The following is a 21,650-nucleotide window of genomic DNA, read 5'->3' as shown; positions in this document are numbered from 1 at the left end:
GGGTTTCCGTGGGGCGGGCCGCGGCCCGCCGGTAAAGAGAATGCGTTTGCGAGGGGCAGGGGCGGGCGGTCAGCCCACCGAACCTTCCAGCGAGACTTCCAGCAGCTTCTTGGCTTCCACCGCGAACTCCATCGGCAGTTCGCGGAACACCTGCTTGCAGAAGCCGTCGACGATCATCGACACCGCGTCTTCCTGGCTGATGCCACGGGCGCGGCAATAGAACAGCTGGTCGTCGGAGATCTTGGAGGTGGTGGCCTCGTGCTCGACGGTGGCGCCCGGGTTCTTCACCTCGATGTAAGGGAAGGTGTGGGCGCCGCACTGCTTGCCGATCAGCAGCGAATCGCACTGGGTGTAGTTGCGCGCGCCATCGGCGTTGCGGTCCACCCGCACCAGGCCGCGGTAGGTGTTCTGGCCGCGGCCGGCGCTGATGCCCTTGCTGACGATCTTGCTCTTGGTGCGCTTGCCAACGTGGATCATCTTGGTGCCGGTGTCGGCCTGCTGGCGGTGATGGGTCAGCGCCACGGAGTGGAACTCACCCACCGAGTCGTCGCCCAGCAGCACGCAGGACGGGTACTTCCAGGTGATCGCCGAGCCGGTTTCGACCTGGGTCCAGGTGACCTTGCTGCGCGCGCCACGGCATTCGGCACGCTTGGTGACGAAGTTGTAGATGCCGCCGACGCCGTTCTCGTCGCCCGGGTACCAGTTCTGCACGGTGGAATACTTGATCTCCGCATCTTCCAGCGCGACCAGCTCGACCACGGCGGCGTGCAGCTGGTTCTCGTCGCGCATCGGCGCGGTGCAGCCTTCCAGGTAGGACACGTAGGCCTTGTCCTCGCACACGATCAGGGTGCGCTCGAACTGGCCGGTGTGGCCGGCGTTGATGCGGAAGTAGGTGCTCAGTTCCATCGGGCAGCGCACGCCCTTGGGGATGAACACGAAGCTGCCATCGGAGAACACCGCCGAGTTGAGCGCGGCGAAGTAGTTGTCGCCGACCGGCACCACGGTGCCCAGGTACTGGCGCACCAGCTCCGGGTGTTCCTTGATGGCCTCGGACATCGAGCAGAAGATGATGCCCTTCTCGGCCAGTTCCTTGCGGAAGGTGGTACCGACCGACACCGAGTCGAACACCGCGTCCACCGCCACGCCGGCCAGCTTGGCGCGCTCGTGCAGCGGCACGCCCAGCTTGTCGTAGGTGTCCAGAAGCTCCTTGGGCACGTCATCCAGCGAGGCGTACTTCGGGCCCTTCGGCGCGGAGTAGTAGCTGAGCGCCTGCAGGTCGATCGGGGCGATCTCCAGCTTGGCCCAGTCCGGCATCGGCATGGTCAGGAAGTGGCGGTAGGCGTCCAGGCGCCACTGCGTCATCCACTCCGGCTCTTCCTTCTTGGCCGACAGGGCACGGATGGTGTCCTCGTCCAGGCCCGGCGGCAGGGAGTCCGACTCGATCTCGGTGATGAAGCCGGCCGAATACTTGCGGCCGAGCTGCTCGTGGATCTCGCGGTTGGGGGTGTCGTCGTGGGCGACGTTTTCGATGGTTTCGGTGGCCATGGGGGGCTGCCTACGGATCAGGAGACGACGTCGACAGCGATGGTGCGGCGCTGTTCGTCATCGGCAAGGGGGAGAGGGGGCAGGATCTGGGCGAGGGTGACATCGCGCAGGGCCTCGGAGACCACGTCGTTGATCAGCCGCCAGCTGCTGCGCGCGCCGCACTTGGGCGCCATGCCGCACTGGTGGTGGTCGTGGCTGCATTCGGTCAGGGCCAGCGGCCCTTCCATCGCTTCGACCACTTCGAACAGCGAGATCTCGATGGCCGGGCGGGTCAGGCGGTAGCCGCCACGCACGCCGCGCAGGCCTTCAACCAGGCCGGCCTGGGCCAGCGGCTTGAGTACCTTGCTGACGGTGGGCGGCTCCAGACCGGTGAATTCGGCCAGCTCGGTGGCACTGAGCACCTCGCCCGGACGGGCGGCGAGCACGGTCAGTACGACGGTGGCGTAATCGGTGAGTTTGGTGACGCGCAACATGGGGATGCGAGTGGTTCTTAAAGCGGACTGAAATTGTACGCTTTTCTTCGCCGCCATCCAACCCGGGCATTCAGCCGGCGCTGGCGCCGGGACGGGAGAACACACCGGGGCCGTTGCCAGGGCGCAATGCTGCGCCAACGGGGTGATTTTCGCAATCACCCGGAATGGGCGAGAATCAACGTTCCTTTCGCTGCAGACTTCCCTTGCCGATGCCCAAGAAGATCCAAGCCCGCAAGTCCGCCATCCACGGCAACGGTGTGTTTTCCGTGGCCCCGATCAAGCAGGGCGAGCGCGTGATCCAGTACAAGGGCCTGCTGCGCAGCCACGGCGACGTTGATGCCGATGACAGCGGCGACGTTGAAAGTGGCCATACCTTCCTGTTCACCCTCAATGACGACTGGGTGATCGATGCCAACTACAAGGGCAACGACGCGCGCTGGATCAACCACAGCTGCGACCCGAACTGCGAGGCAGTGATCGAGGAAGACGAGGACGGCGACAGCCGTGGCGACAAGGTGTTCATCGAGGCGCTGCGCGATATCAAGGCCGGTGAGGAACTGACCTACAACTACGGCATCACCCTGGCCGAGCGTCATACCGCCAAGCTGAAGAAGATCTGGGAGTGCCGCTGCGGCTCGCCCAAGTGCACCGGCACCATGCTGCAGCCCAAGCGCTGACCGGTACCGGGGACTGCCGGCCACTGGCCGGCACTACCCGGAGGCTCTCCACCTGCCGTGCACGGCAGGGTCACCGCCGTGCAAGGGCCGTTCTTCCATTCTGTCGGCTCCCCCAACCGGAGTGCACCCATGGCAGAGCGATTGAAGGGCAAGCAGATTGCCATCCTGGCCACCCACGGCTTCGAACAGTCCGAATTGACCGAACCCAAGCGGCTGCTGGAAGCCGAGGGCGCGCGCGTCAGCGTGGTGTCGCCCGCAAAGGAGGCGACGATCAAGGGCTGGAAGGAGAAGAACTGGGGCGACGCCGTCGCGGTGGACATTCCGCTGGATGAAGCGGATCCGGCACGCTTCGATGCCTTGGTCCTGCCCGGAGGCGTCATCAATCCGGACACGCTGCGTACCGACGAGGTTGTACTCGGCTTCATCCGGGCAGTGGATGAAGCCGGCAAGCCTGTGGCGGCCATCTGCCACGGCCCGTGGTTGCTGATCAACAGCGGCCTTGCCGAGGGGCGCGACGTGACGTCCTGGCCGTCCCTGCAGCAGGATCTGGTCAACGCAGGTGCGAAATGGCGCGATACCGCGGTTGTGATCGATGGAAACCTGATCACCAGCCGCAAGCCGGACGACATTCCCGCCTTCAGTGAGGCGGTGGTCAAGGCACTTGCCGCCTGATGCGCTACGGGTAGTGCCGGCCAGCGGCCGGCACTACCTCACTTACCCAGCACGCCTGCCGGCACCAGGTTGCCCAGGTTCTGGTTGAAGGTGACCACCAGCTTGCCGTTCTTCACCTGTGCCGACTGCACCTGCAGTGCGCCGAGCAGGCCGGCCACGGCCGGGTCCAGCTTGTAGATCGGTTCGCGCTGGGCGTAGTCGCTCAGCCAGGCATTGAGCAGGCCGCGGGTGCGCGAATCGAGGCGACCGCCCTGGTTGGCCGGGGTGAAGTCATCCACGCTCGGCTGCTGCAGGTGGAAGCCCTGGGTCTGCGCGTCGTAGCGCAGGCCGCTGCTGAGCTTCACCGTTCCCAGCTTGGACGGGTTGCCACCGGCGGTGGCCAGTGCGACGTCCATGCCCAGGTTCAACCGTTCGCCGGCCGGAAGGCTCAGCTGCGGATGGCTCATGGTCAGGGCGATCAGGCCCCCCAGGGCGTCCTGGGTGCGCGGGAAGCTGCCATCGAGGTACTGCTGCACGTCGCTGGCACCGACCGACAGTTCGCGGCCGGAAATGGAAGGGGCGGCCTGGGCGCCGATCGCAGCAGCGATCAGCACGGTGGAGGCCGCGAGGCGGGTCATCAGGGAACGCAGGCGCATGGCGGTGACCGGTGAATGCGGAATGGATGGACCAAAGAGTAGCCTTGCCGGCTGAATCGCGCGTGCATGCCGCTGCAACGGTTCAGTCCAGCGATGGCCGCAGTTGCGCCGACTGGATCTGCCAGGCGCGGCCATCGCTGCTGGGCTGCACGCGGTACCAGCCGCCGAAGCGGAAAGTGCCCTCAGCGGTCACCGCGCGGATCTGCACCGGAACCTCCAGCAGCTGCGGTGGCTGGTGACCGTCGCGCGCGACCGGCAGTTCGCTGGTCAGGCGCAGGCTGCGCACGTCCGTGAGCTGGCGCAATGCGGCATCGTCGGCGCGTCGTGCATCGCTGGGCGGGAAGGTCCATGCGGCGTCGATGGCCTTGCGGTCGCGATTGAGCAGGGCCATGACATAGGCATTGAGCATTCCCGCCGGCAGCTCGGCCTCGGCCGCGACGGCGGCAAACAGGGGATCGACATCGATGGCCTGCACGGCCGCTGCATCGCCTTCTGCGGCGGCCTGTGGCTTCGCGCGGGCAGCCGCCTCGGTCGTGGCCGGCGGAGCGGCATCCGCAGGATGAGGTTGCGATGGCGGCCGGGAACAGGCCAGCAGCACCAGCGGTGCGATCAGTATCAGGAACCTGCGCATGTCTGCCTCCTCCCCGAGGCGAACGGAAGGAGGCAGTGTATCGGCTGTGCCGCGATCAGCGGGAGGAGGGCAGCTGTTCCAGTGCATCCAGCGCCGGCAGCACCTGCGCGGCGATGGCGGCCAGGGCATGGCCTTCGGTTTCGGCGTGGCGCTGCACGATGTCGCGCAGCAGCTGGGTGGCGATCACCAGGGTCGCGCGCTCGTCGCCGCTGATGCCTGCGGTGCGCGGCGCCGCTTCCAGCAGGCGCATCAGGTCGCGGCTGGCGCGATGTTCCAGTTCGATGGTGCAGCGCCCGGTGCACTGCAACCCGTCCTTTTCGATGGGGGTCACCGAGATCCGGTAGCGGGTGGAGGGGCTGGCCATGAGGGGACGCTCGCCGTAGCTGTGGAGGATGTGCCCACCTTAGGCAAGGCCGTGCCCGGCGGCGATGGCCGGGGCTGCACGCAGTGTTCCACCCGGTACGTTCCGGGGCCGCAACGCACCACGCCCAGCCAATGGCGACGGGCCTGTACGCGCATTCCCGGGGATGCGGCAACGCTGTGTTGCGGGCTGTGGTTGGTACAAAAAAAACGGGACGGCCAGAGCCGTCCCGTCGGAATCCGCGTTGGGGCGCGCGCTTACAGCGCGGCGTCCTTCAGCTTCTTCAGCGGACGCACCTTCAGCTTGGTGGTGGCCGGCTTGGCAGCGAACCACTGCTCTTCCTTGGTGAACGGGTTGATGCCCTTGCGCTTCGGCTTGGCCGGCACATTGACGGTGGTGATCTTCAGCAGGCCCGGCAGGGTGAACGAGCCAGCGCCCTTCTTGTGCACCGAGGAGGCGACGGCGCTTTCCAGCGAGGCCAGCACAGCGCGGACGTCCTTGGCGATGACGCCGGAGGCTTCAGCGATGTGTGCAACCAGGCCGGACTTGGTCAGCACTTCCTTGATCGGCTTCGGAGCGGCCGGCTTGGCGGCTGCCTTCGTCGCGACTTTCTTCACTGCCTTCTTCGGGGCAGCCTTCTTAGCGGTCTTTGCCATGGTTTCCTGTTCCGTGAACGGTTGGTTGTTTGGTCGGCGCCGAACCCCGTCGGCAAGCGCAATGTAGGGCAACTCTCGGGCGCCGCCAATAGCCCGAAGCGCGGAAAGTGCATGTTTTTTCATATCCAGGCCGATTCAGTACATGGCCGGCAGTGGGGGATGGGGGTGTGGCAGCGCACGCGATGGCCGGCGCCCGCCCATCGTCGGAATGCGCGAAACCACTGAAAACAAGAGGGAAATGCGTTTCCGGTTGGCGAGGAAGTGTCCACGCGCCGGGTTCGGAAGACGACCTCCAGCGTGCGGCGGAGCGACGCAGGGCTAACGCCTCCCGTGCGAGGGTGACCGTTCATCACCGTCACGCAGGAGCTGCACATGGGAATCTCGCGACACGCCACCGCGCACTGGGAAGGCGATCTGAAGTCGGGCAAGGGGCAGTTGAGCACGCCGCAGAGTGGCCTGCTGGACAAGACCCGCTACGGCTTCAACAGCCGTTTCGGCGACGAAAAGGGCACCAATCCGGAAGAGCTGATCGCTGCCGCGCACGCCGGTTGTTTCACCATGGCGCTGTCGGCCAAGCTCGGCGAAGCCGGTTTTACCCCGACCTCGCTGGATACCGAAGCCAAGGTTGATCTGTCGCTGGAAGGCGGCCCGCAGCTGTCGCAGATCCGGCTGAAGGTGAAGGCGGTGGTGCCGGGCATCGACGCGACGCAGTTCCGTGCGATTGCCGATGACGCCAAGCAGAACTGCCCGGTGTCCAAGGCACTGAGCGCCGTGCCGATCAGCCTGGAAGCCGAGCTGGGCTGAGCCGGCGCATCTGTAGAGCCGAGCCCATGCTCGGCTTCTGCAGCTCCCGTGATCTGGCCGAAGAGCAGCCGAGCATGGGCTCGGCTCTACAGTGTCCCTTTACCAATCGAGGGTGCCGGTGATGACGGTCTGCACCTGGCCGCCCGACCAGACCTCGCCGTCCTCGTCGACCAGCAGCGTCAGGCGCGCATCGTGGCCGACTTCGCGGCCCTGGCTGACTTCGAATGGGGCACGGCCACGGGGCAGCGCATCGCGCAGGTCCAGCCACGCGGCCAGCACGGCGTTGGCCGCGCCGGAGGCGGCGTCCTCGAAGCGGCGTCCATTACCGACGAAGGCACGTACCGCCAGGTCGAAGCCCTCGCTGCCATCGCTGAAGGCATAGGCGAACACGCCCATGCTGTCGGTGGTCTCGGCCAGTGCGGCCACCGCATCCCAGTCCGGCTGCAGCGCGCGCAATGCGGCCTCATCGGCCACCTGCACCACCCACCAGCTCCGCCCGCCCTGCATGCGTGCCGGCGGCAGCGTGCCCAGCGGCCAGCCCTTCAGTGCGGCCTGCAGGCGAGGATCGGTGGCCTCGGTCGTTTCGGCCAGCTGCGCGCGCGGGGTGCGGATGGCGATGCGCTGCTGCGCGCCTTCACCGTTGACGCGCAGCGGCAGGGCGCCGGCAATGCCGTCCTGTACCAGCACGCCATCGATCGGTGTGGCCAGGCCTGCCTGCAGCACCGCATGCGCCGTGCCGACGCTGGGGTGGCCGGCGAACGGCACTTCCTTCTGCGGGCTGAACATGCGCAGCCGGTAGCTGGCACCGGGTGCCTGCGGTGGAAACACGAAGGTGGTTTCGGGCAGCCGCGTCCAGCGGGCGATGGCCTGCATGCTGGCATCGTCCAGGCCCTCGGCATCGAGTACCACGGCCAGCGGGTTACCGGCGCCGGCGCGCGGGGAGAACACATCCAGCTGCAGGAAACGGCGGGTGGTCATAGGGGGCAAACTCCGTAGAACGAGAGGGGTACGGTAGCGCCGGGCCATGCCCGGCGTCCGTGTGCGGCGTTCGCCGGGCGTGGCCCGACGCTACCAATGGATGCTGCCGTCGATCACGCACTGCACCTGGCCGCCGATCCACACCGTGCCCTGCGCGTCGACCTGCACCTGCACGCGGCCATCGCGGCCCACTTCGCGGCCCTGGCTGGCCACGTAGCGGCCTTCGCGGCCGGGCAGGGCATCGCGCTGCCGCAGCCAGGCGCCGATCAGCGCATTGGCGCTGCCGGTCACCGGGTCTTCGGGTACGGCGGCCGCGTCAGCGGGGCAGAAGGCGCGCACCACGCGGGCGTGGTCGTCGCCGGGCTCGTCGGCAAACACGGCCAGGCCAGTAGCGTCGGTGGCCAGGCTCCAGTCGCGCAGGGCCGCCATGTCTGGCGCCAGTCCGCGCACGGCGGCGGCGTCGCGCAGCGGCAGCAGCCACCAGCGTGCACCGTTGTCCCACAGTTCGGGCACGTGCCCGTTGGCCGCCAGCGCCAGCAGCGTCTCCGGCGCGGCGTCCACCCTCGTGTCCAGTTGCCGTGCCGGTGGGCTGGCCAGCTGGATCTGCAGTGCCTCGGCCGGACCGCTCACCCGTACCGGCAGCAACCCCGCCGCGCATTGCTGCAGCAGGGCGCCGTCGCGCGGTTGCGCCAAGCCACAGCTCACCGCGGCCCAGGCGGCGCCGACGCTGGGGTGGCCAGCAAATGCCAGCTCGCGGGTCGGGGTGAAGATGCGGATGTGGTAGTCGGCACCCGGCGCGCTGGGGCGCAGGAAGAACACCGTCTCGGACAGATTCAGCCAGGCGGCCAGGGCCTGCATCTGGCGGCTGGAGAGCCCGTCGGCGTCCAGGATGACGCCCAGTGGGTTGCCGGTGCCGGGGCGGGGGGCGAAGACATCGAGCTGCAGGTAACGGAGGACGGCCATCTACGGGGATATTGCGCTTAGAATCAAAGGTTCCGCCCCCGAGGGCGGCTTCCCCACATTCTACATAGCCAATCCATGTCAGCTTCCCCCCTTGTCGATCGTTGGATCGTACTGAAGTTCGGCGGCACCTCGGTGTCGCGTCGTCATCGCTGGGACACGATCGGGAAGCTGGCGAAAAAACGTGCGGAAGAGACCGGCTCGCGCGTGCTGGTAGTGGTGTCGGCGCTGTCCGGGGTCACCAACGAACTGACCGCGATCGCCGATGGCGCGCCGGACAGCCGTGATCGCGTGGCCGCGCTGGTCGAGCGCCACGAGGGCTTCCTGGTTGAACTGGGCTTGGGCCGCGAAGTACTGGCCGAGCGCCTGGCGGCGCTGCAGGGCCTGCTCGACGACGCGCGTGCGGCCACCCGTCCACTGGACTGGCAGGCCGACGTGCTGGGCCAGGGCGAGCTGTTGTCCTCCACCCTGGGCGCGGCCTACCTGCACGCCTCAGGCCTGGACATGGGCTGGATGGATGCCCGGCAGTGGCTGGATGCGATGCCGCCGCAGCCGAACCAGAGCGACTGGTCGCAGCGCCTGTCGGTGAACTGCCAGTGGCGTGCCGATGCGGACTGGATGCAGCGCTTCCGCGTGCAGCCGACCCGCCTGCTGATCACCCAGGGCTTCATCTCGCGGCATGCCGATGGCGGCACCGCCATCCTCGGCCGTGGTGGCTCGGATACCTCGGCGGCGTACTTCGGTGCGCTGCTCGGCGCCAGCCGCGTGGAGATCTGGACCGACGTGCCGGGCATGTTCAGCGCCAACCCGAAGGACGTGCCGGACGCGCGCCTGCTGACCCGCCTGGACTATTACGAAGCACAGGAAATCGCCACCACCGGCGCCAAGGTGCTGCACCCGCGCTCGATCAAGCCGTGCCGCGATGCCGGCGTGCCGATGGCCATCCTCGACACCGAGCGCCCGGAACTGCCGGGCACCAGCATCGACGGCAGCGCCGCGCCGGTGCCGGGGGTGAAGGCGATCAGCCGCCGCAACGGCATCGTGCTGGTGTCGATGGAAGGCATTGGCATGTGGCAGCAGGTCGGCTTCCTGGCTGATGTGTTCAACCTGTTCAAGAAGCACGGGCTTTCGGTGGACCTGATCGGTTCGGCCGAAACCAACGTCACGGTGTCGCTGGACCCGTCCGAGAACCTGGTCAACACCGATGTGCTGGCCGCGCTGTCGGCCGACCTGTCGCAGATCTGCAAGGTGAAGGTGATCGTGCCGTGCGCGGCCATCACCCTGGTTGGCCGTGGCATGCGCTCGCTGCTGCACAAGCTGTCGGACGTGTGGGCCACCTTCGGCCGCGAGCGCGTGCACATGATCTCGCAGTCATCCAACGACCTGAACCTGACCTTCGTCATCGACGAAGCCGATGCCGATGGCCTGCTGCCCGTGCTGCACGCCGAGCTGATCGACAGCGGTGCGATGCCGGTGGAAGAGACCGAGGTGTTCGGCCCGCGCTGGCGCGAAATCGCCGGCACTGTGCGCCCGCGTGGCACGCCGTGGTGGCGGGGTCAGCGTGCGCACCTGCTGCAGCTGGCCGATGCCGGTACGCCGCGCTACGTCTACCACCTGCCGACCGTGCGCGCCCGCGCCCGCGCGCTGGCCGCGATCAAGCCGATCGACCAGCGTTACTACGCGATCAAGGCCAACAGCCACCCGGCCATCCTGCAGCTGCTGGAAGCCGAAGGTTTCGGCCTGGAATGCGTGTCGCACGGCGAGCTGAAGCATGTGTTCCAGCACCTGCCGGAACTGTCGCCCAAGCGCGTGCTGTTCACCCCCAGCTTCTGCCCGCGCAGCGAGTACGAGGCGGCGTTCGCGCTCGGTGTGACCGTGACCGTCGACAACGTCGAAGCACTGCAGCGCTGGCCGGACCTGTTCCGCAACCGCGAGCTGTGGCTGCGTGTCGACCTGGGCCGTGGCGAAGGCCACCATGCCAAGGTCCGTACCGGCGGCAAGGACTCCAAGTTCGGCCTGCCGATCGCCCGCGTCGACGAATTCGTGCGCGCGGCCACCGACCTGGGCAGCCGCGTGGTCGGCCTGCACGCGCACCTTGGCAGCGGCGTGGAGACTGCCCAGCACTGGCGCCTGATGTGCGATGAGCTGGCCGGTTTCGCCCGCCGCATCGGCAGCGTGCAGACCATTGACATCGGTGGCGGACTGCCGATTCCGTATTCCGCCGAGGACGAGCCGTTCGACCTGGATGCCTGGGCCGCTGGCCTGGCCGAGGTCAAGGCGCTGCATCCGGCGTTCCGCCTGGCGATCGAGCCGGGCCGCTACCTGGTGGCCGAGTCCGGTGTGCTGCTGACCCACGTCACCCAGGTGGTGGAAAAGGAGGGCGTGCGTCGCGTCGGCCTGGATGCCGGCATGAATGCACTGATGCGCCCCGCCCTGTACGACGCATGGCACGACATCGAGAACCTCAGCCGTCAGGGTGGTTATGCCGAGGCGGCGTTCGATGTGGTCGGCCCGATCTGCGAATCCAGCGATGTGTTCGGCAAGCGCCGCAAGCTGCCGGTGTCGACCGCGCCGGATGACGTGATGCTGATCGCCGATGCCGGCGCCTACGGCTATTCGATGGCCAACACCTACAACCAGCGGATGCTGCCGCGCGAAGACGTGATCGAATGATCGCAGCGCGCGCCCTGCACCCGCCCACCGACACGTCCCGCGCCCTTGCGCGGGTCCGTGCCTGACCGGATACACCATGACTGCTTTCGACAAACACCAGGTTTCCCGCTTCCGCTTCGTCCGCTGCGAATTCGCTGCGGAGACCGGCGTGGCCAAGCTGGTCTACGCCTTCGATGACGGCCCGGAGATGGTGGAAACCATCACCGTGCCAGGCGCCCCGTTCGTGCTGGACGAGGCGCGTGCCGCCGCCGTGCAGCGTGCGCTGCAGCTGCTGCACCTGATTGCCGGTGTCAGCTACTACAAGGCCGGCGTGCCGGAGACGGTCAGCATCGACAGCTATGCCATCGATGCCGATACCGCGGCGCTGGTGGAGACGGTCTACCTCAATGGCCTGGGCGAGTTCGCCTACCGCAACGGCCTGAACCTGCGCGGGCGTTTCCGCCTGCCGGTGCAGGGCGAAGCGGTGCAGGCACCGGTGCTGGGCCTGCAGCCGCACGCACTGGTGGCGATCGGCGGCGGCAAGGATTCGCTGGTCAGCATCGAAGCGCTGCGCCGTGCCGGCGTGGACGAAACGGTGACCTGGATCGGTGGTTCGCAACTGATCCGTGCCTGCGCCGAGCGCACCGGCCTGCCGATCCTGAACCTGGGCCGCGCGCTGGCGCCGGAACTGTTCGAGCTCAACCGCCAGGGCGCGTGGAACGGGCATATCCCGGTCACTGCGGTGAACTCGGCGATCATGGTGCTGTCCGCGCTGTTGCAGGGCGTGGACCAGGTGGTGTTCTCCAACGAGCGTTCGGCCAGCTACGGCAGCCAGATTCCGGGCACCGGCGAAGTGAATCACCAGTGGTCCAAGGGCTGGGCGTTCGAGCAGGCGTTCGGCAGCCATGTGCAGGCGCACGTCGCGGCGGACCTGCAGTACTACTCGCTGCTGCGCCCGATGTCGGAGCTGGCGGTGGCCCGCCAGTTCGCCAAGACCGACTTCTACGACGCGCATTTCTCCAGCTGCAACCGCAATTTCCACATCCTCGGCGAGCGCCCGGTGAACCGCTGGTGCGGCGTCTGCCCGAAGTGCCACTTCGTGTTCCTGGCGCTGGCCCCGTTCATGCCGAAGACGCGCCTGGTGCGCATCTTCGGCCGCAATCTGCTGGACGATGCCGAACAGGCCGGTGGCTTCGACGCGCTGCTGGAATTCCAGGACCACAAGCCGTTCGAGTGCGTGGGCGAGGGCCGCGAATCGCGTGCAGCGATGGCGACCCTGGCGCAGCGCCCGGAGTGGAAGGAAGATGTGCTGGTGAAGCGCTTCTGCAACGAGATCCAGCCGCAGCTGGATGCCGCCGAACTGGAACTGGCGCCGCTGCTGCAGCTGCAGGGCGAGCACCGCGTTCCGGCTGCGCTGTGGGAACGGGTCCGTGAAGATTTCGAAGCTTGAGGGAAAGCACGTTGCGCTGTGGGGCTGGGGCCGTGAGGGCCGCGCCGCGTTTGCGGTGCTGCGTGAGCGCCTGCCAACGCTTGGCCTGAGCCTGTTCTGCCCGGCCGCTGAAGCCGAAGCCGCGCGTGCGGAAACGCAGGGCGCGCTGGACGTGCGTGGCGAACCCTCGGCCGATGCGCTGGCCGCGTTCGATGTGGTGATCAAGTCGCCCGGCATCAGCCCTTACCAGCCGATCGCGCTGGCGGCGGCAGAGCAGGGCACCACCTTCATCGGCGGCACCGCGCTGTGGTTTGCCGAACACGCGGCCGACGACGGCATCGTGCACGACACCGTGTGCGTGACCGGTACCAAGGGCAAGAGCACCACCACCGCCTTGGTCGCGCACCTGCTGCGTGCCGCCGGTCATCGTACCGGCCTGGTCGGCAACATCGGCCTGCCGCTGCTGGAAGTGCTGGATCCGCAGCCGGCACCCGAGTATTGGGCGGTGGAACTGTCCAGTTACCAGACCGGTGAAGTGGCGCGCAGTGGCGCTCATCCGCAGGTGGCGGTGGTACTGAACCTGTTCCCCGAACACCTGGACTGGCACGGCAGCGAACAACGTTACATCGAAGACAAGCTGCGGCTGGTGACTGAAGCTGCGCCGCGCATCGCCGTGCTCAATGCCGCCGATCCGCATCTGGCCGCGCTGTCGTTGCCCGACAGTGAGGTGGTCTGGTTCAACCAGCCGCAGGGGTGGCACATGCGCGCTGACATCGTGCATCGCGGCGAGCAGCCCGTATTCGATACCCGCAACACGCCGCTGCCGGGCCGCCACAACCGCGGCAACCTGTGCGCGGTGCTGGCTGCACTGGAAGCGCTGGGCCTGGACGCGGTGGCGCTGGCACCGGCGGTGCAGGATTTCCGCCCGCTGCCGAATCGCCTGCAGCGCATTGGCGTGGCCGATGGCCTGACCTACGTCAACGATTCGATCAGCACCACGCCGCATGCCAGCCTGGCCGCGCTGGAGTGCTTCGCCGGGCAGCGCATCGCGCTGCTGGTGGGCGGGCACGACCGTGGCCTGGACTGGACCGACTTCATGCAGCACATGGCGCACGATGTGCCGCCGGTGGAGATCGTGACCATGGGCAGCAACGGCCCGCGCATCCACGCGATGCTGCAGCCGCTGGCCGACGCCGGCCGCTTCGGCCTGCACGCTGCGGGCGATCTTGCCGAGGCGATGGCGTTGGCGCGCACGGCGCTGGGCGCGCAGGGCGGGGTGGTGCTGCTGTCGCCGGGCGCGCCCAGTTTTGGTGCCTACCGCGATTACGTGGCGCGTGGTCGCCATTTCGCCGAACTGGCCGGATTCGACCCGGACAGCATCAGCGCGATTCCGGGGTTGGGCATCGCCTGAGGGTAGTGCCGGCCGCTGGCCGGCAACCCAGCGGGGAATTCATCCACACATGGCGTGGATCTACTGGTCTTCGTCGATGAACGCGTAATCGCCATCGATCAGCTGCTGCAGGTACGCATCGAAGCTCGGTGCGATCACCGCGTAGCTGTCCGGATCGTGCAGGTAGCGCACCACCTGGCCGACGGTGCCGCCCGGTGCCGGAGCGAAATCCAGATACAGCATCGAGGTGCCACCGTTGTTCATGCAGTGCGAGAAACACAGCCGGCGGCTCATCGGCAGATCCGCATCGATGCCCTCGCCGAGAATCTCCGGCTCGTCATCCAGCCACTCTTCGTAGATGGAACGGATGCTGTCGTCCCACCGCTGCTGGTCCTCGAAGATCTGCGCGACCGATTGCAGGTAGTACGGATAGCCGCCGTCCTCGACATCCGAGCCGAGCATCAGCACGCAGACCTTGCCCGCGGGGTACTCCCGGTAGTGGGTGCCATCCACGCGCGACAGCAGCTCCACCAGGCTGCCCGGCACCTGCGGCCACTGCACACGCAGGCGCTGCAGGTCTTCGGCGCTGGCGCCCTGGACATGTGCCCACTGCGGGGCATCCTCGGCAGGCAAACGCGGGATCAGGCCAGACAGAAAGCGATCAACAAGATTCATGCGAAAAAAGGGGACGGAGGGGATTAAGTCGTATCCAACCACACCTGCGTCACGCCGCCAATGCAGAATGCGACGCGGGAGGGGCTATTACGGCTTAATCCCCTCCGTCCCCTTTTTCTTGCGGAGCAGGCGCATGAATCGTTGGCGATGCGGTGTGGCGGTGATCCTGGGGCTGGCGGCGATGCCGGCGTGGGCGGCGATGAAGACGCAGCCGGTGGAATGGAAACACCAGGGCACGACCTTCAGTGGCGTGCTGGTCTATGACGACGGCGAGCATGACAAGCGCCCTGGCCTGGTGATGGTGCCGAACTGGAAGGGCGTGAACGAATCGGCCATCGAGAAGGCCAAGCAGCTGGCCGGTGACGACTACGTGGTGCTGGTGGCCGATGTCTACGGCAAGGGTGTGCGGCCGAAGACCGATGCCGAGGCCGGGCCGGTGGCGACCAAGCTGCGCAACGACCGGCCGTTGCTGCGTGCCCGCGCGCTGGAGGCGGTGAACGTGCTCAAGGCGCAGGCCGGCAAGGTGCCGCTGGATGCCAGCCGGATCGGCGCGGTGGGCTTCTGTTTTGGCGGCACCACGGTGCTGGAGCTGGCCCGGGCCGGTGCGCCGCTGGCCGGTGTGGTGAGCCTGCACGGTGGATTGGGCTCGCCGTTGCCGGCGCAGGCCGGTGGCAGCCATCCGTCGGTGCTGGTGCTCAATGGCGCCGACGACAAGAGCGTGACCGCCGAGGACATCGCCGGTTTCCAGAAGGAAATGAACGCGGCCAAGGTCGATTGGGAGTTCACCAACTACAGTGGTGCGGTGCACTGCTTTGCCGAGCGCGATGCCAACAGTCCGCCGGGCTGCCAGTACAACGAACGGGCGGCCAAGCGCGCATGGAAGGCGCTGGATGAGTTCTTCGAGGAGCGGTTCCGGTAAACAAAGGCGTGCCGACCAAGGTTGGCACCCACCGATGTTCCAGTGCCGACCAAGGTTGGCACCCACCGATGTTCCAGTGCCGACCAAGGTTGGCACCCACCCATGTTCCAGTGCCGACCAATGGTCGGCATCCACCCACAGCCGCGGTAGGTGCCGACCGTTGGTCGGCACACCTCAATCGATCAATGCGAGCGCTGCACCGCGTAGCGGGCCAGGCCGCGCAGGGCGGCGACCGCGTCGTTGTCGCCCAGGCCATCGAGCGCGCGCTCGGCGGCTTCGGCGTATTCCTCCGCACGCGCGCGGCTGTACTCCAGGCCGCCGGTGGCGCGGATCGCGGCCAGCACTTCCGGCATCGCCGAGGCATCGCCGTCCTGCACGATGGTGCGCAGGCGCTCACGGGTGGCGTCGTCGGAATGGGCCATCGCGTGGATCAGCGGCAGCGTCGCCTTGCCTTCGGCCAGATCATCGCCCAGGTTCTTGCCCAGCTCGTCGGCGTTGGCCGAGTAGTCCAGCACGTCGTCGGCGATCTGGAACGCGTAGCCCAGGTGCATGCCGTAGTCGAACAGGGCCTGTTGCTTGGCTTCGTCCACGCCACTGGCCAGCGCGCCCAGGCGGGTGCCGGCGGCGAACAGCACCGCGGTCTTGCGCTCGATCACGCGGAGGTACGCGGCTTCGTCGGTATCGGGGTTGTGCACGTGCAGCAGCTGCAACACCTCACCCTCAGCGATGCGGTTGGTGGCATCGGCCAGGATCTGCATCACCGACATGCGCTCCAGTTCGACCATCAGCTGGAAGCTGCGCGAGTACAGGAAGTCGCCGACCAGCACGCTCGGTGCATTGCCCCACAGCGCGTTGGCGGTGCTGCGGCCACGGCGCAGGCTGGATTCGTCCACCACGTCGTCATGCAGCAGGGTGGAGGTGTGGATGAACTCGATGATTGCCGCCAGCTGGTGGTGATCCGGGCCGGCCTGGCCGACCGCATGGCCGGCCAGCATGACCAGCATCGGGCGCAGGCGCTTGCCGCCGGCGGAAATGATGTGATCGGCGATCTGGTTGATCAGCACGACGTCCGAGGACAGCCGGCGCCGGATCAGGGCGTCGACGGCGGCCATGTCGGCCGCAGCAAGCGACTGGATCTGGGGCAGGCCCAGGGCGGGACGGGTGTCTTCGGTGATGGTCATGCGATCAGGCTTTCAGGCTCGCCGTTGATTATAGGCGTTGCCCGTGAACTCCGGGCGCAAACCGGACTGGCACGCCGCTGCGGCGTGGTCACGCCAGCGGCCAGCGTGAATACGTATGCAGGCTGCGCCATGCCCCGGAGGCCACCGCTAAGCTTGCCGGAACAGGATTTCGGCCCGCTTCCGGTGGGCCCTGCATGCCCGGAGGGGGGCTGTCGATGTCGCACTATCCATGGTGGCGCGGAGCCGTCATCTACCAGATCTACCCGCGCAGCTACCTCGATGCCAACGGCGACGGGGTGGGTGACCTGCCGGGCATCATCGAGCGGCTGGACCACATCGCCGCACTGGGCGTGGACGCGATCTGGATTTCGCCGTTCTTCAAGTCCCCCATGGCCGACTTCGGCTACGACATCGCCGACTACCGCGACGTCGACCCGCTGTTCGGCAGCCTGGACGACTTCGACCGGCTGCTGGCCAAGGCCCACGGCCTGGGCCTGAAGGTGATGATCGACCAGGTGCTGAGCCATACCTCGATCGAGCACGCCTGGTTCCGCGAGAGCCGCCAGGACCGCAGCAATCCGAAGGCGGACTGGTACGTCTGGGCCGACCCGCGCGAGGACGGCACCCCGCCCAACAACTGGCTGTCGCTGTTCGGCGGCGGCGCCTGGCAGTGGGAGCCGCGCCGTGAGCAGTACTACCTGCACAACTTCCTGGTCGACCAGCCGGACCTGAACTTCCACCACCCGGACGTGCAGCAGGCCACCCTGGACAACGTGCGCTTCTGGCTGGACCGCGGCGTGGACGGCTTCCGCCTGGACGCCATCAATTTCTGCTTCCACGACGCGCAGCTGCGCGACAACCCGCCAAAGCCCGCCGACAAGCGCGTGGGCCGCGGCTTCAGCCCGGACAACCCGTACGCGTACCAGTACCACTACTACAACAACACCCAGCCGGAGAACCTGTCCTTCCTGGAGCGCCTGCGCGCGCTGCTGGACGAGTACCCGGGCGCGGTGAGCCTGGGCGAGATCTCCTCGGAGGACTCGCTGGCCACCACCGCCGAGTACACCCGGGACGGCCGCCTGCACATGGGCTACAGCTTCGAGCTGCTCGTGGACGACTACAGCGCGGCCTATATCCGCGACACGGTCTCCCGCCTGGAAGCGGCGATGACCGAAGGCTGGCCGTGCTGGGCGGTTTCGAATCACGACGTGGAGCGGGCGGTCAGCCGCTGGGGCGGCCACCCGGCCGACCCGCGCCTGGCGCGGATGCTGGTGGCGCTGCTGTGCTCGCTGCGCGGCTCGGTCTGCCTGTACCAGGGCGAGGAGCTGGGCCTGGCCGAGGCCGAGGTGCCGTTCGAGGCCCTGCAGGACCCCTACGGCATCACCTTCTGGCCGAACTTCAAGGGCCGTGATGGCTGCCGCACGCCGATGCCGTGGACCGATGCGCCGCTGGCCGGTTTCACGTCCGGCCAGCCGTGGCTGCCGATCCCGGCCGAGCACCGCGCCGCGGCCGTGGCGGTGCAGGAGCGCGACCCGGACTCGGTCCTGGCCGCGTTCCGGGGGTTCCTGGCCTGGCGGCATAGCCAGCCGGCGCTCCTGCATGGCAGCATCCGATTCATCGACAGTGCCGAGCCAGTGCTGCTGTTCGAGCGTATGCTTGCAGATGAAACCCTCCTGCTGGCCTTCAACCTGTCGGCCGAGGCGGTGAGCCATCCGCTGCCGCCGGGCAACTGGCAGCAGGTGGCGGTACCGGGCCCGGATGCGAGCACGGTGCAGGGCAATGAACTCCAGCTGCCGCCGCGCGCGGTGTATTGCGCCCGACGCAGCTGACCGTTTTCTCCGGTGGCGGTACTTGCGGGGACGGGGCCGAAGCGCCCCGTCCCTTTTTTGTGGGTGGGCCTGGCCGACCAACGGCCGGCATCCGCGCAAAGGAAAACCCGCTGCCTGCGCAGCGGGTTTCCGGTCCTGCTACCCATGGGTTGCCGGCCAGCGGCCGGCACTACCCGGTCGTGATCAGAACTTGTAGTTCACGCCCAGCATGTAGGTGCGGCCCCACTCGATGTACTCCAGCGGGCGATCCTTGCTGCCGGCGTAGGTGCGGTACGGCTCGTTGGTCAGGTTGCTGCCCTGCAGCAGCAGGGTCAGCCCACGCAGGCTGCTGCTGTCGCTGAAGGTGTAGCTGACCTGTGCATCGGTCACGTTCTCGCCCACCACGTAACGCAGCGTGCGGTTGCCGTTGAAGTTGCCGATCTCACCAATGAAGTCCGAGCGGCGGCGCTGGCTCACGCGTGCTTCAAAGCCACTGCGCTCGTAGTAGGCGGTGAAGTTGTAGACACGCTTGGACAGGCCGGGAAGGCTGATCGGGTCACTGCCCACGCTGGAGGCGCTTTCCGGATCCAGGATGGTGATGTCGCTCTTGTTGAAGGTCGCGCTGGCCTGCACGCCGAAGCCACGCAGGCTGTCGGTCAGCATCTCCAGCGGGAACGACCCGGTCAGTTCCAGCCCCTTCAACGTGCCGCCCTTGCCGTTCTGCGGCGTGGAGAAGGTGCCGGTGGTCAGCACCGGTGCGGTCATGCCCGGTGGCGGCACGTAGTTGCCCAGCAGGCCGCTGAAGTCGTAGTTGTCCACCGACTGCGTGTAGACGTAGCTTTTCAGGTCCTTGTAGAAGATCGCCGCTGCGACGTAGGCCTTCTCGCCGAAGTACTTCTCATAGGACAGATCCAGCGCGGTCGCGCGCCACGGATCCAGCAGCGGATTGCCGCCGCTGCCACCGGGGCGGCCGTTGTTGGTATCCACACCGAATTCCAGGCCGGCACGCATCTGGTCCACGCGCGGGCGCGCGACCTGCTTGGCGGCGGCGAAGCGCAGCGTCTGCTGGTGCGGGAACATGAACACCAGGTTCAAGCTCGGCAGCCAATCCTTGTAGGTCTTGCCGGCAGAGAAGGGCTGGATGTTGCTGCCCACCGGCTGCGAGCTGTCCCAGTAGCGCGAATCCGAGCTCTGGTCGGTGTGCTGCATCTGCACGCCGATATTGCCGCGCACGCCGACCACGCCGATGTCGGTGTTGATGTTCAGGCGTGCCCACGCGGTGGTGATCTTCTCCTCGACCGTCCACGACTTGGGAATCAGGTAGTCCAGGTTGTCGACCGGGTTGAAGGTCATGTAGCGACCCACCGCCGCCGGCACGTTCCACGAGGGGATGTAGCCGATGCCGGCGAAACCGAGGTTGACCGGGCGGTACTGCAGGTCCGGGGCGATGGTGGATTCACCCTGAGCACCGAGCAGGATGCTGCCTTCGGCCTGGGCCTTCTGCTTACGGCGGTCGGCATAGTTCACGCCCACGTCCACATCCGAGAACCAGCTGGACATGGCTTCAGGAACCGGCAGCGTCGCCGCCAGCTTGGCGCCCTTCAAGCGGTCTTCAACTTCCGGCACCTTGCCGTAGCCGGAACCATAGATCGTATTGGTCAGGAAGAGGCTGTCCGGATTGGAATAGTCGCGCCCCGGCGTGATCTGCGAGAAGCTGTTGTTGTTCACCACCAGGCCGATCGTATCGAACTGCGGGCGCGGCACCAGCTGCAGGTTGTTTTCCAGGTTGATCTCGCGGCGGGTCGCCTTCGAGTAGTTCAGGTCGGCGACCAGTTTCACGCCGCCGACGTTGAACTCGTTGTTCCAGCCGAACGCGTCGATCTTGTCCTTGCGCTTGTTGTACATGCCGCGGACCAGCGGGTACGCATTGCTGATCGTGCCACCGGTGAAGCTGCCATCGGCATTGCGGCCGACATTGCTGAACACCGGCAGGATCGCGTTGGGATTGTTGCTGTCCTCGCCATTGCCACTGAGGCTCAGCTCGAACTGGTTGGCGGTGTCGATCTGCTCGGCTTCGGTGTGGAAGGCGTCGAAGGTGCTGGTCCAGCTGTTGCTCGGGCGGAACTGGATCGTCGCCATCACGCCGTCGCGCTTGTTGTTGCCGGTACGGCGCAGCGCCTTGATGCCATCGGTGAAGTAGGTGCCTGGCGCGATTCCGCGACGCTCGCCCTTGTCGGTGTGCTCGGTGGTCCAGGGCTCGTAGAGGCCGACCTGGTTCTCCTGGATCGGCATGTCGCTGTGCGCGTAACCGATGGCGATGCCCAGGGTGTTGTCGAAGAACTGGTCGATGTAGCTGGCACTGAAACGATTGCCGTACGGATCGATGTTGGCGGCGCGGCCCAGGGAGCTCTTCTGGTAGCGGCCGCTGACCGCGATCACGCGCTCGCCGAAGCTGAGCGGGCGTGCGGTCTGCATGTCGATGGTGCCCGACAGGCCCTGGCCGACCAAGGCCGCGTCCGGGGTCTTGTAGACGGTCACGCCGTTGACCAGCTCGGACGGGTACTGGTCGAACTCGACACCGCGGTTGTCGCCGGTGCTGACCACTTCACGGCCATTGAGCAGGGTGGTGGCGAAGTCGGGTGACAGGCCGCGCACGCTGATCACCTGCGCACGGCCGGCAACGCGCTGGGCGGCCAGGCCGGGAAGGCGCGAGATGGATTCGGCGATGCTGACGTCGGGCAGCTTGCCGATGTCTTCGGCGGAAATCGCCTCGACCACCGAGGTGGCGTCCTGCTTGATCGCGATCGCGTTTTCGATGCCGCGGCGGATGCCGGTGACCTGCACCGTATCCAGGTTGGTGGCGGCGGTGGCGGCCGGCGTGGTGGTGCTCTGCGTGGACTGTGCAGACGCCAGCGTCGGCGCCAGGACAACGGCCAGCGCGATGCTCAGCGCGCTGCGCTTGTGGTTCAACATTTTCCCCTCCCAGGCAATGTTGCAGATCGATTCGTGAACGTCCCGGAGTGACCGTGGACGTGCGACGCGGTGGCCGCTGTCGTCGCCGCTATGGTAGGCAGCGCGTTCTTCGCGGGAATCACCCTGCATACGTATTCAATGCCGTTTGCAGGGGTGTAATCGCTTTCAGGTGCATCGTTCTGTAGAGCCGAGCCCATGCTCGGCTGCGTTCCGGTGCTGCGCACCGCCGCC

At 67.1% G+C, this 21,650-nt stretch carries 19 protein-coding genes; 8 read left to right on the top strand and 11 right to left on the bottom strand.

The window, feature by feature from the left end; genetic code table 11:
• Positions 1-69 precede the first annotated feature (69 nt).
• Together sufB and RI032_RS03760 are read right to left on the bottom strand one after the other, a co-directional pair.
• Positions 70-1,545, bottom strand: a complete 1,476-nt coding sequence (sufB, locus tag RI032_RS03765) for a Fe-S cluster assembly protein SufB (RefSeq protein WP_043396952.1) — start codon at positions 1,543-1,545, stop codon at positions 70-72.
• Positions 1,546-1,562: 17 nt separating this feature from the next.
• Positions 1,563-2,018, bottom strand: coding sequence for an SUF system Fe-S cluster assembly regulator (locus RI032_RS03760; RefSeq protein WP_005408436.1), 456 nt, complete (start codon positions 2,016-2,018; stop codon positions 1,563-1,565).
• Positions 2,019-2,227: 209 nt separating this feature from the next.
• Between RI032_RS03760 and RI032_RS03755 the strand changes: the two genes are divergently transcribed.
• Positions 2,228-2,695, top strand: a complete 468-nt coding sequence (locus tag RI032_RS03755) for an SET domain-containing protein (RefSeq protein ID WP_010483549.1) — start codon at positions 2,228-2,230, stop codon at positions 2,693-2,695.
• Positions 2,696-2,824: 129 nt separating this feature from the next.
• Positions 2,825-3,367 (top strand): type 1 glutamine amidotransferase domain-containing protein, encoded by a 543-nt coding sequence (locus RI032_RS03750; RefSeq protein ID WP_010483547.1) that lies wholly within the window; start codon positions 2,825-2,827, stop codon positions 3,365-3,367.
• Positions 3,368-3,405: 38 nt separating this feature from the next.
• On the opposite strand, the gene RI032_RS03745 is transcribed toward RI032_RS03750, so the two are convergent.
• The 4 genes from RI032_RS03745 to RI032_RS03730 form a co-directional block, all read right to left on the bottom strand.
• Positions 3,406-4,002, bottom strand: coding sequence for a YceB family lipoprotein (locus RI032_RS03745; RefSeq protein ID WP_049413438.1), 597 nt, complete (start codon positions 4,000-4,002; stop codon positions 3,406-3,408).
• A gap of 82 nt (positions 4,003-4,084) precedes the next feature.
• Positions 4,085-4,633, bottom strand: a complete 549-nt coding sequence (locus RI032_RS03740; protein ID WP_049434503.1) for a hypothetical protein — start codon at positions 4,631-4,633, stop codon at positions 4,085-4,087.
• 55 nt (positions 4,634-4,688) lie between these two features.
• Positions 4,689-4,997, bottom strand: coding sequence for a DUF3861 family protein (locus RI032_RS03735; protein ID WP_010483541.1), 309 nt, complete (start codon positions 4,995-4,997; stop codon positions 4,689-4,691).
• 254 nt (positions 4,998-5,251) lie between these two features.
• Positions 5,252-5,650, bottom strand: coding sequence for an HU family DNA-binding protein (locus tag RI032_RS03730; protein WP_010483539.1), 399 nt, complete (start codon positions 5,648-5,650; stop codon positions 5,252-5,254).
• A gap of 372 nt (positions 5,651-6,022) precedes the next feature.
• Here RI032_RS03730 and RI032_RS03725 point away from each other — a divergent pair, with 372 nt between their 5' ends.
• The gene (locus tag RI032_RS03725; RefSeq protein ID WP_005408443.1) at positions 6,023-6,454 is read left to right on the top strand and encodes an OsmC family protein; all 432 of its coding nucleotides are present in this window, start codon (positions 6,023-6,025) and stop codon (positions 6,452-6,454) included.
• A gap of 99 nt (positions 6,455-6,553) precedes the next feature.
• Here RI032_RS03725 and RI032_RS03720 read toward each other — a convergent pair whose 3' ends face one another.
• Both RI032_RS03720 and RI032_RS03715 read right to left on the bottom strand, forming a co-directional pair.
• Complete coding sequence (locus RI032_RS03720) at positions 6,554-7,432, bottom strand: PhzF family phenazine biosynthesis protein (RefSeq protein WP_109814048.1); 879 nt, start codon at positions 7,430-7,432, stop codon at positions 6,554-6,556.
• Between the two features lie 90 nt (positions 7,433-7,522).
• Entirely contained in the window at positions 7,523-8,395 is an 873-nt protein-coding gene (locus RI032_RS03715; RefSeq protein WP_043396944.1) for a PhzF family phenazine biosynthesis protein, read from the bottom strand.
• Between the two features lie 75 nt (positions 8,396-8,470).
• On the opposite strand from RI032_RS03715, the gene RI032_RS03710 reads away from it, so the two are divergent.
• The 3 genes from RI032_RS03710 (at position 8,471) to murD (ending at position 13,884) form a co-directional block, all read left to right on the top strand.
• Positions 8,471-11,065, top strand: coding sequence for a bifunctional aspartate kinase/diaminopimelate decarboxylase (locus RI032_RS03710; RefSeq protein WP_322547878.1), 2,595 nt, complete (start codon positions 8,471-8,473; stop codon positions 11,063-11,065).
• Positions 11,066-11,141: 76 nt separating this feature from the next.
• Entirely contained in the window at positions 11,142-12,494 is a 1,353-nt protein-coding gene (murL, locus tag RI032_RS03705; protein WP_049455567.1) for a UDP-N-acetyl-alpha-D-muramoyl-L-alanyl-L-glutamate epimerase, read from the top strand.
• Positions 12,475-13,884, top strand: a complete 1,410-nt coding sequence (gene murD / locus RI032_RS03700; protein WP_322547877.1) for a UDP-N-acetylmuramoyl-L-alanine--D-glutamate ligase — start codon at positions 12,475-12,477, stop codon at positions 13,882-13,884. The genes murL and murD overlap by 20 nt, the downstream gene beginning before the upstream one ends.
• Positions 13,885-13,944: 60 nt before the next feature.
• Here the strand turns inward: murD and RI032_RS03695 are convergent, their stop codons facing one another.
• Positions 13,945-14,538, bottom strand: coding sequence for an SMI1/KNR4 family protein (locus RI032_RS03695; RefSeq protein ID WP_322547876.1), 594 nt, complete (start codon positions 14,536-14,538; stop codon positions 13,945-13,947).
• 133 nt (positions 14,539-14,671) lie between these two features.
• Here RI032_RS03695 and RI032_RS03690 point away from each other — a divergent pair, with 133 nt between their 5' ends.
• Positions 14,672-15,457, top strand: a complete 786-nt coding sequence (locus RI032_RS03690; protein ID WP_049434513.1) for a dienelactone hydrolase family protein — start codon at positions 14,672-14,674, stop codon at positions 15,455-15,457.
• A gap of 182 nt (positions 15,458-15,639) precedes the next feature.
• Here the strand turns inward: RI032_RS03690 and RI032_RS03685 are convergent, their stop codons facing one another.
• Positions 15,640-16,638, bottom strand: coding sequence for a polyprenyl synthetase family protein (locus tag RI032_RS03685; protein WP_010483521.1), 999 nt, complete (start codon positions 16,636-16,638; stop codon positions 15,640-15,642).
• A 215-nt stretch (positions 16,639-16,853) separates the two neighbouring features.
• Between RI032_RS03685 and RI032_RS03680 the strand changes: the two genes are divergently transcribed.
• Positions 16,854-18,467 (top strand): alpha-glucosidase family protein, encoded by a 1,614-nt coding sequence (locus RI032_RS03680; RefSeq protein ID WP_322547875.1) that lies wholly within the window; start codon positions 16,854-16,856, stop codon positions 18,465-18,467.
• Between the two features lie 183 nt (positions 18,468-18,650).
• On the opposite strand, the gene RI032_RS03675 is transcribed toward RI032_RS03680, so the two are convergent.
• Positions 18,651-21,419: a TonB-dependent receptor gene (locus RI032_RS03675; RefSeq protein ID WP_322547874.1), complete on the bottom strand. Its 2,769-nt coding sequence runs from the start codon at positions 21,417-21,419 to the stop codon at positions 18,651-18,653.
• Positions 21,420-21,650 lie beyond the last annotated feature (231 nt).

Origin of the sequence: Stenotrophomonas geniculata (genome assembly GCF_034508895.1) — a bacterium.
GTDB classification, from domain to species: Bacteria; Pseudomonadota; Gammaproteobacteria; order Xanthomonadales; family Xanthomonadaceae; genus Stenotrophomonas; species Stenotrophomonas geniculata.
Note: the sequence above shows the minus strand (reverse complement) of the source record. Positions and strands in the feature narration are given on the sequence as shown.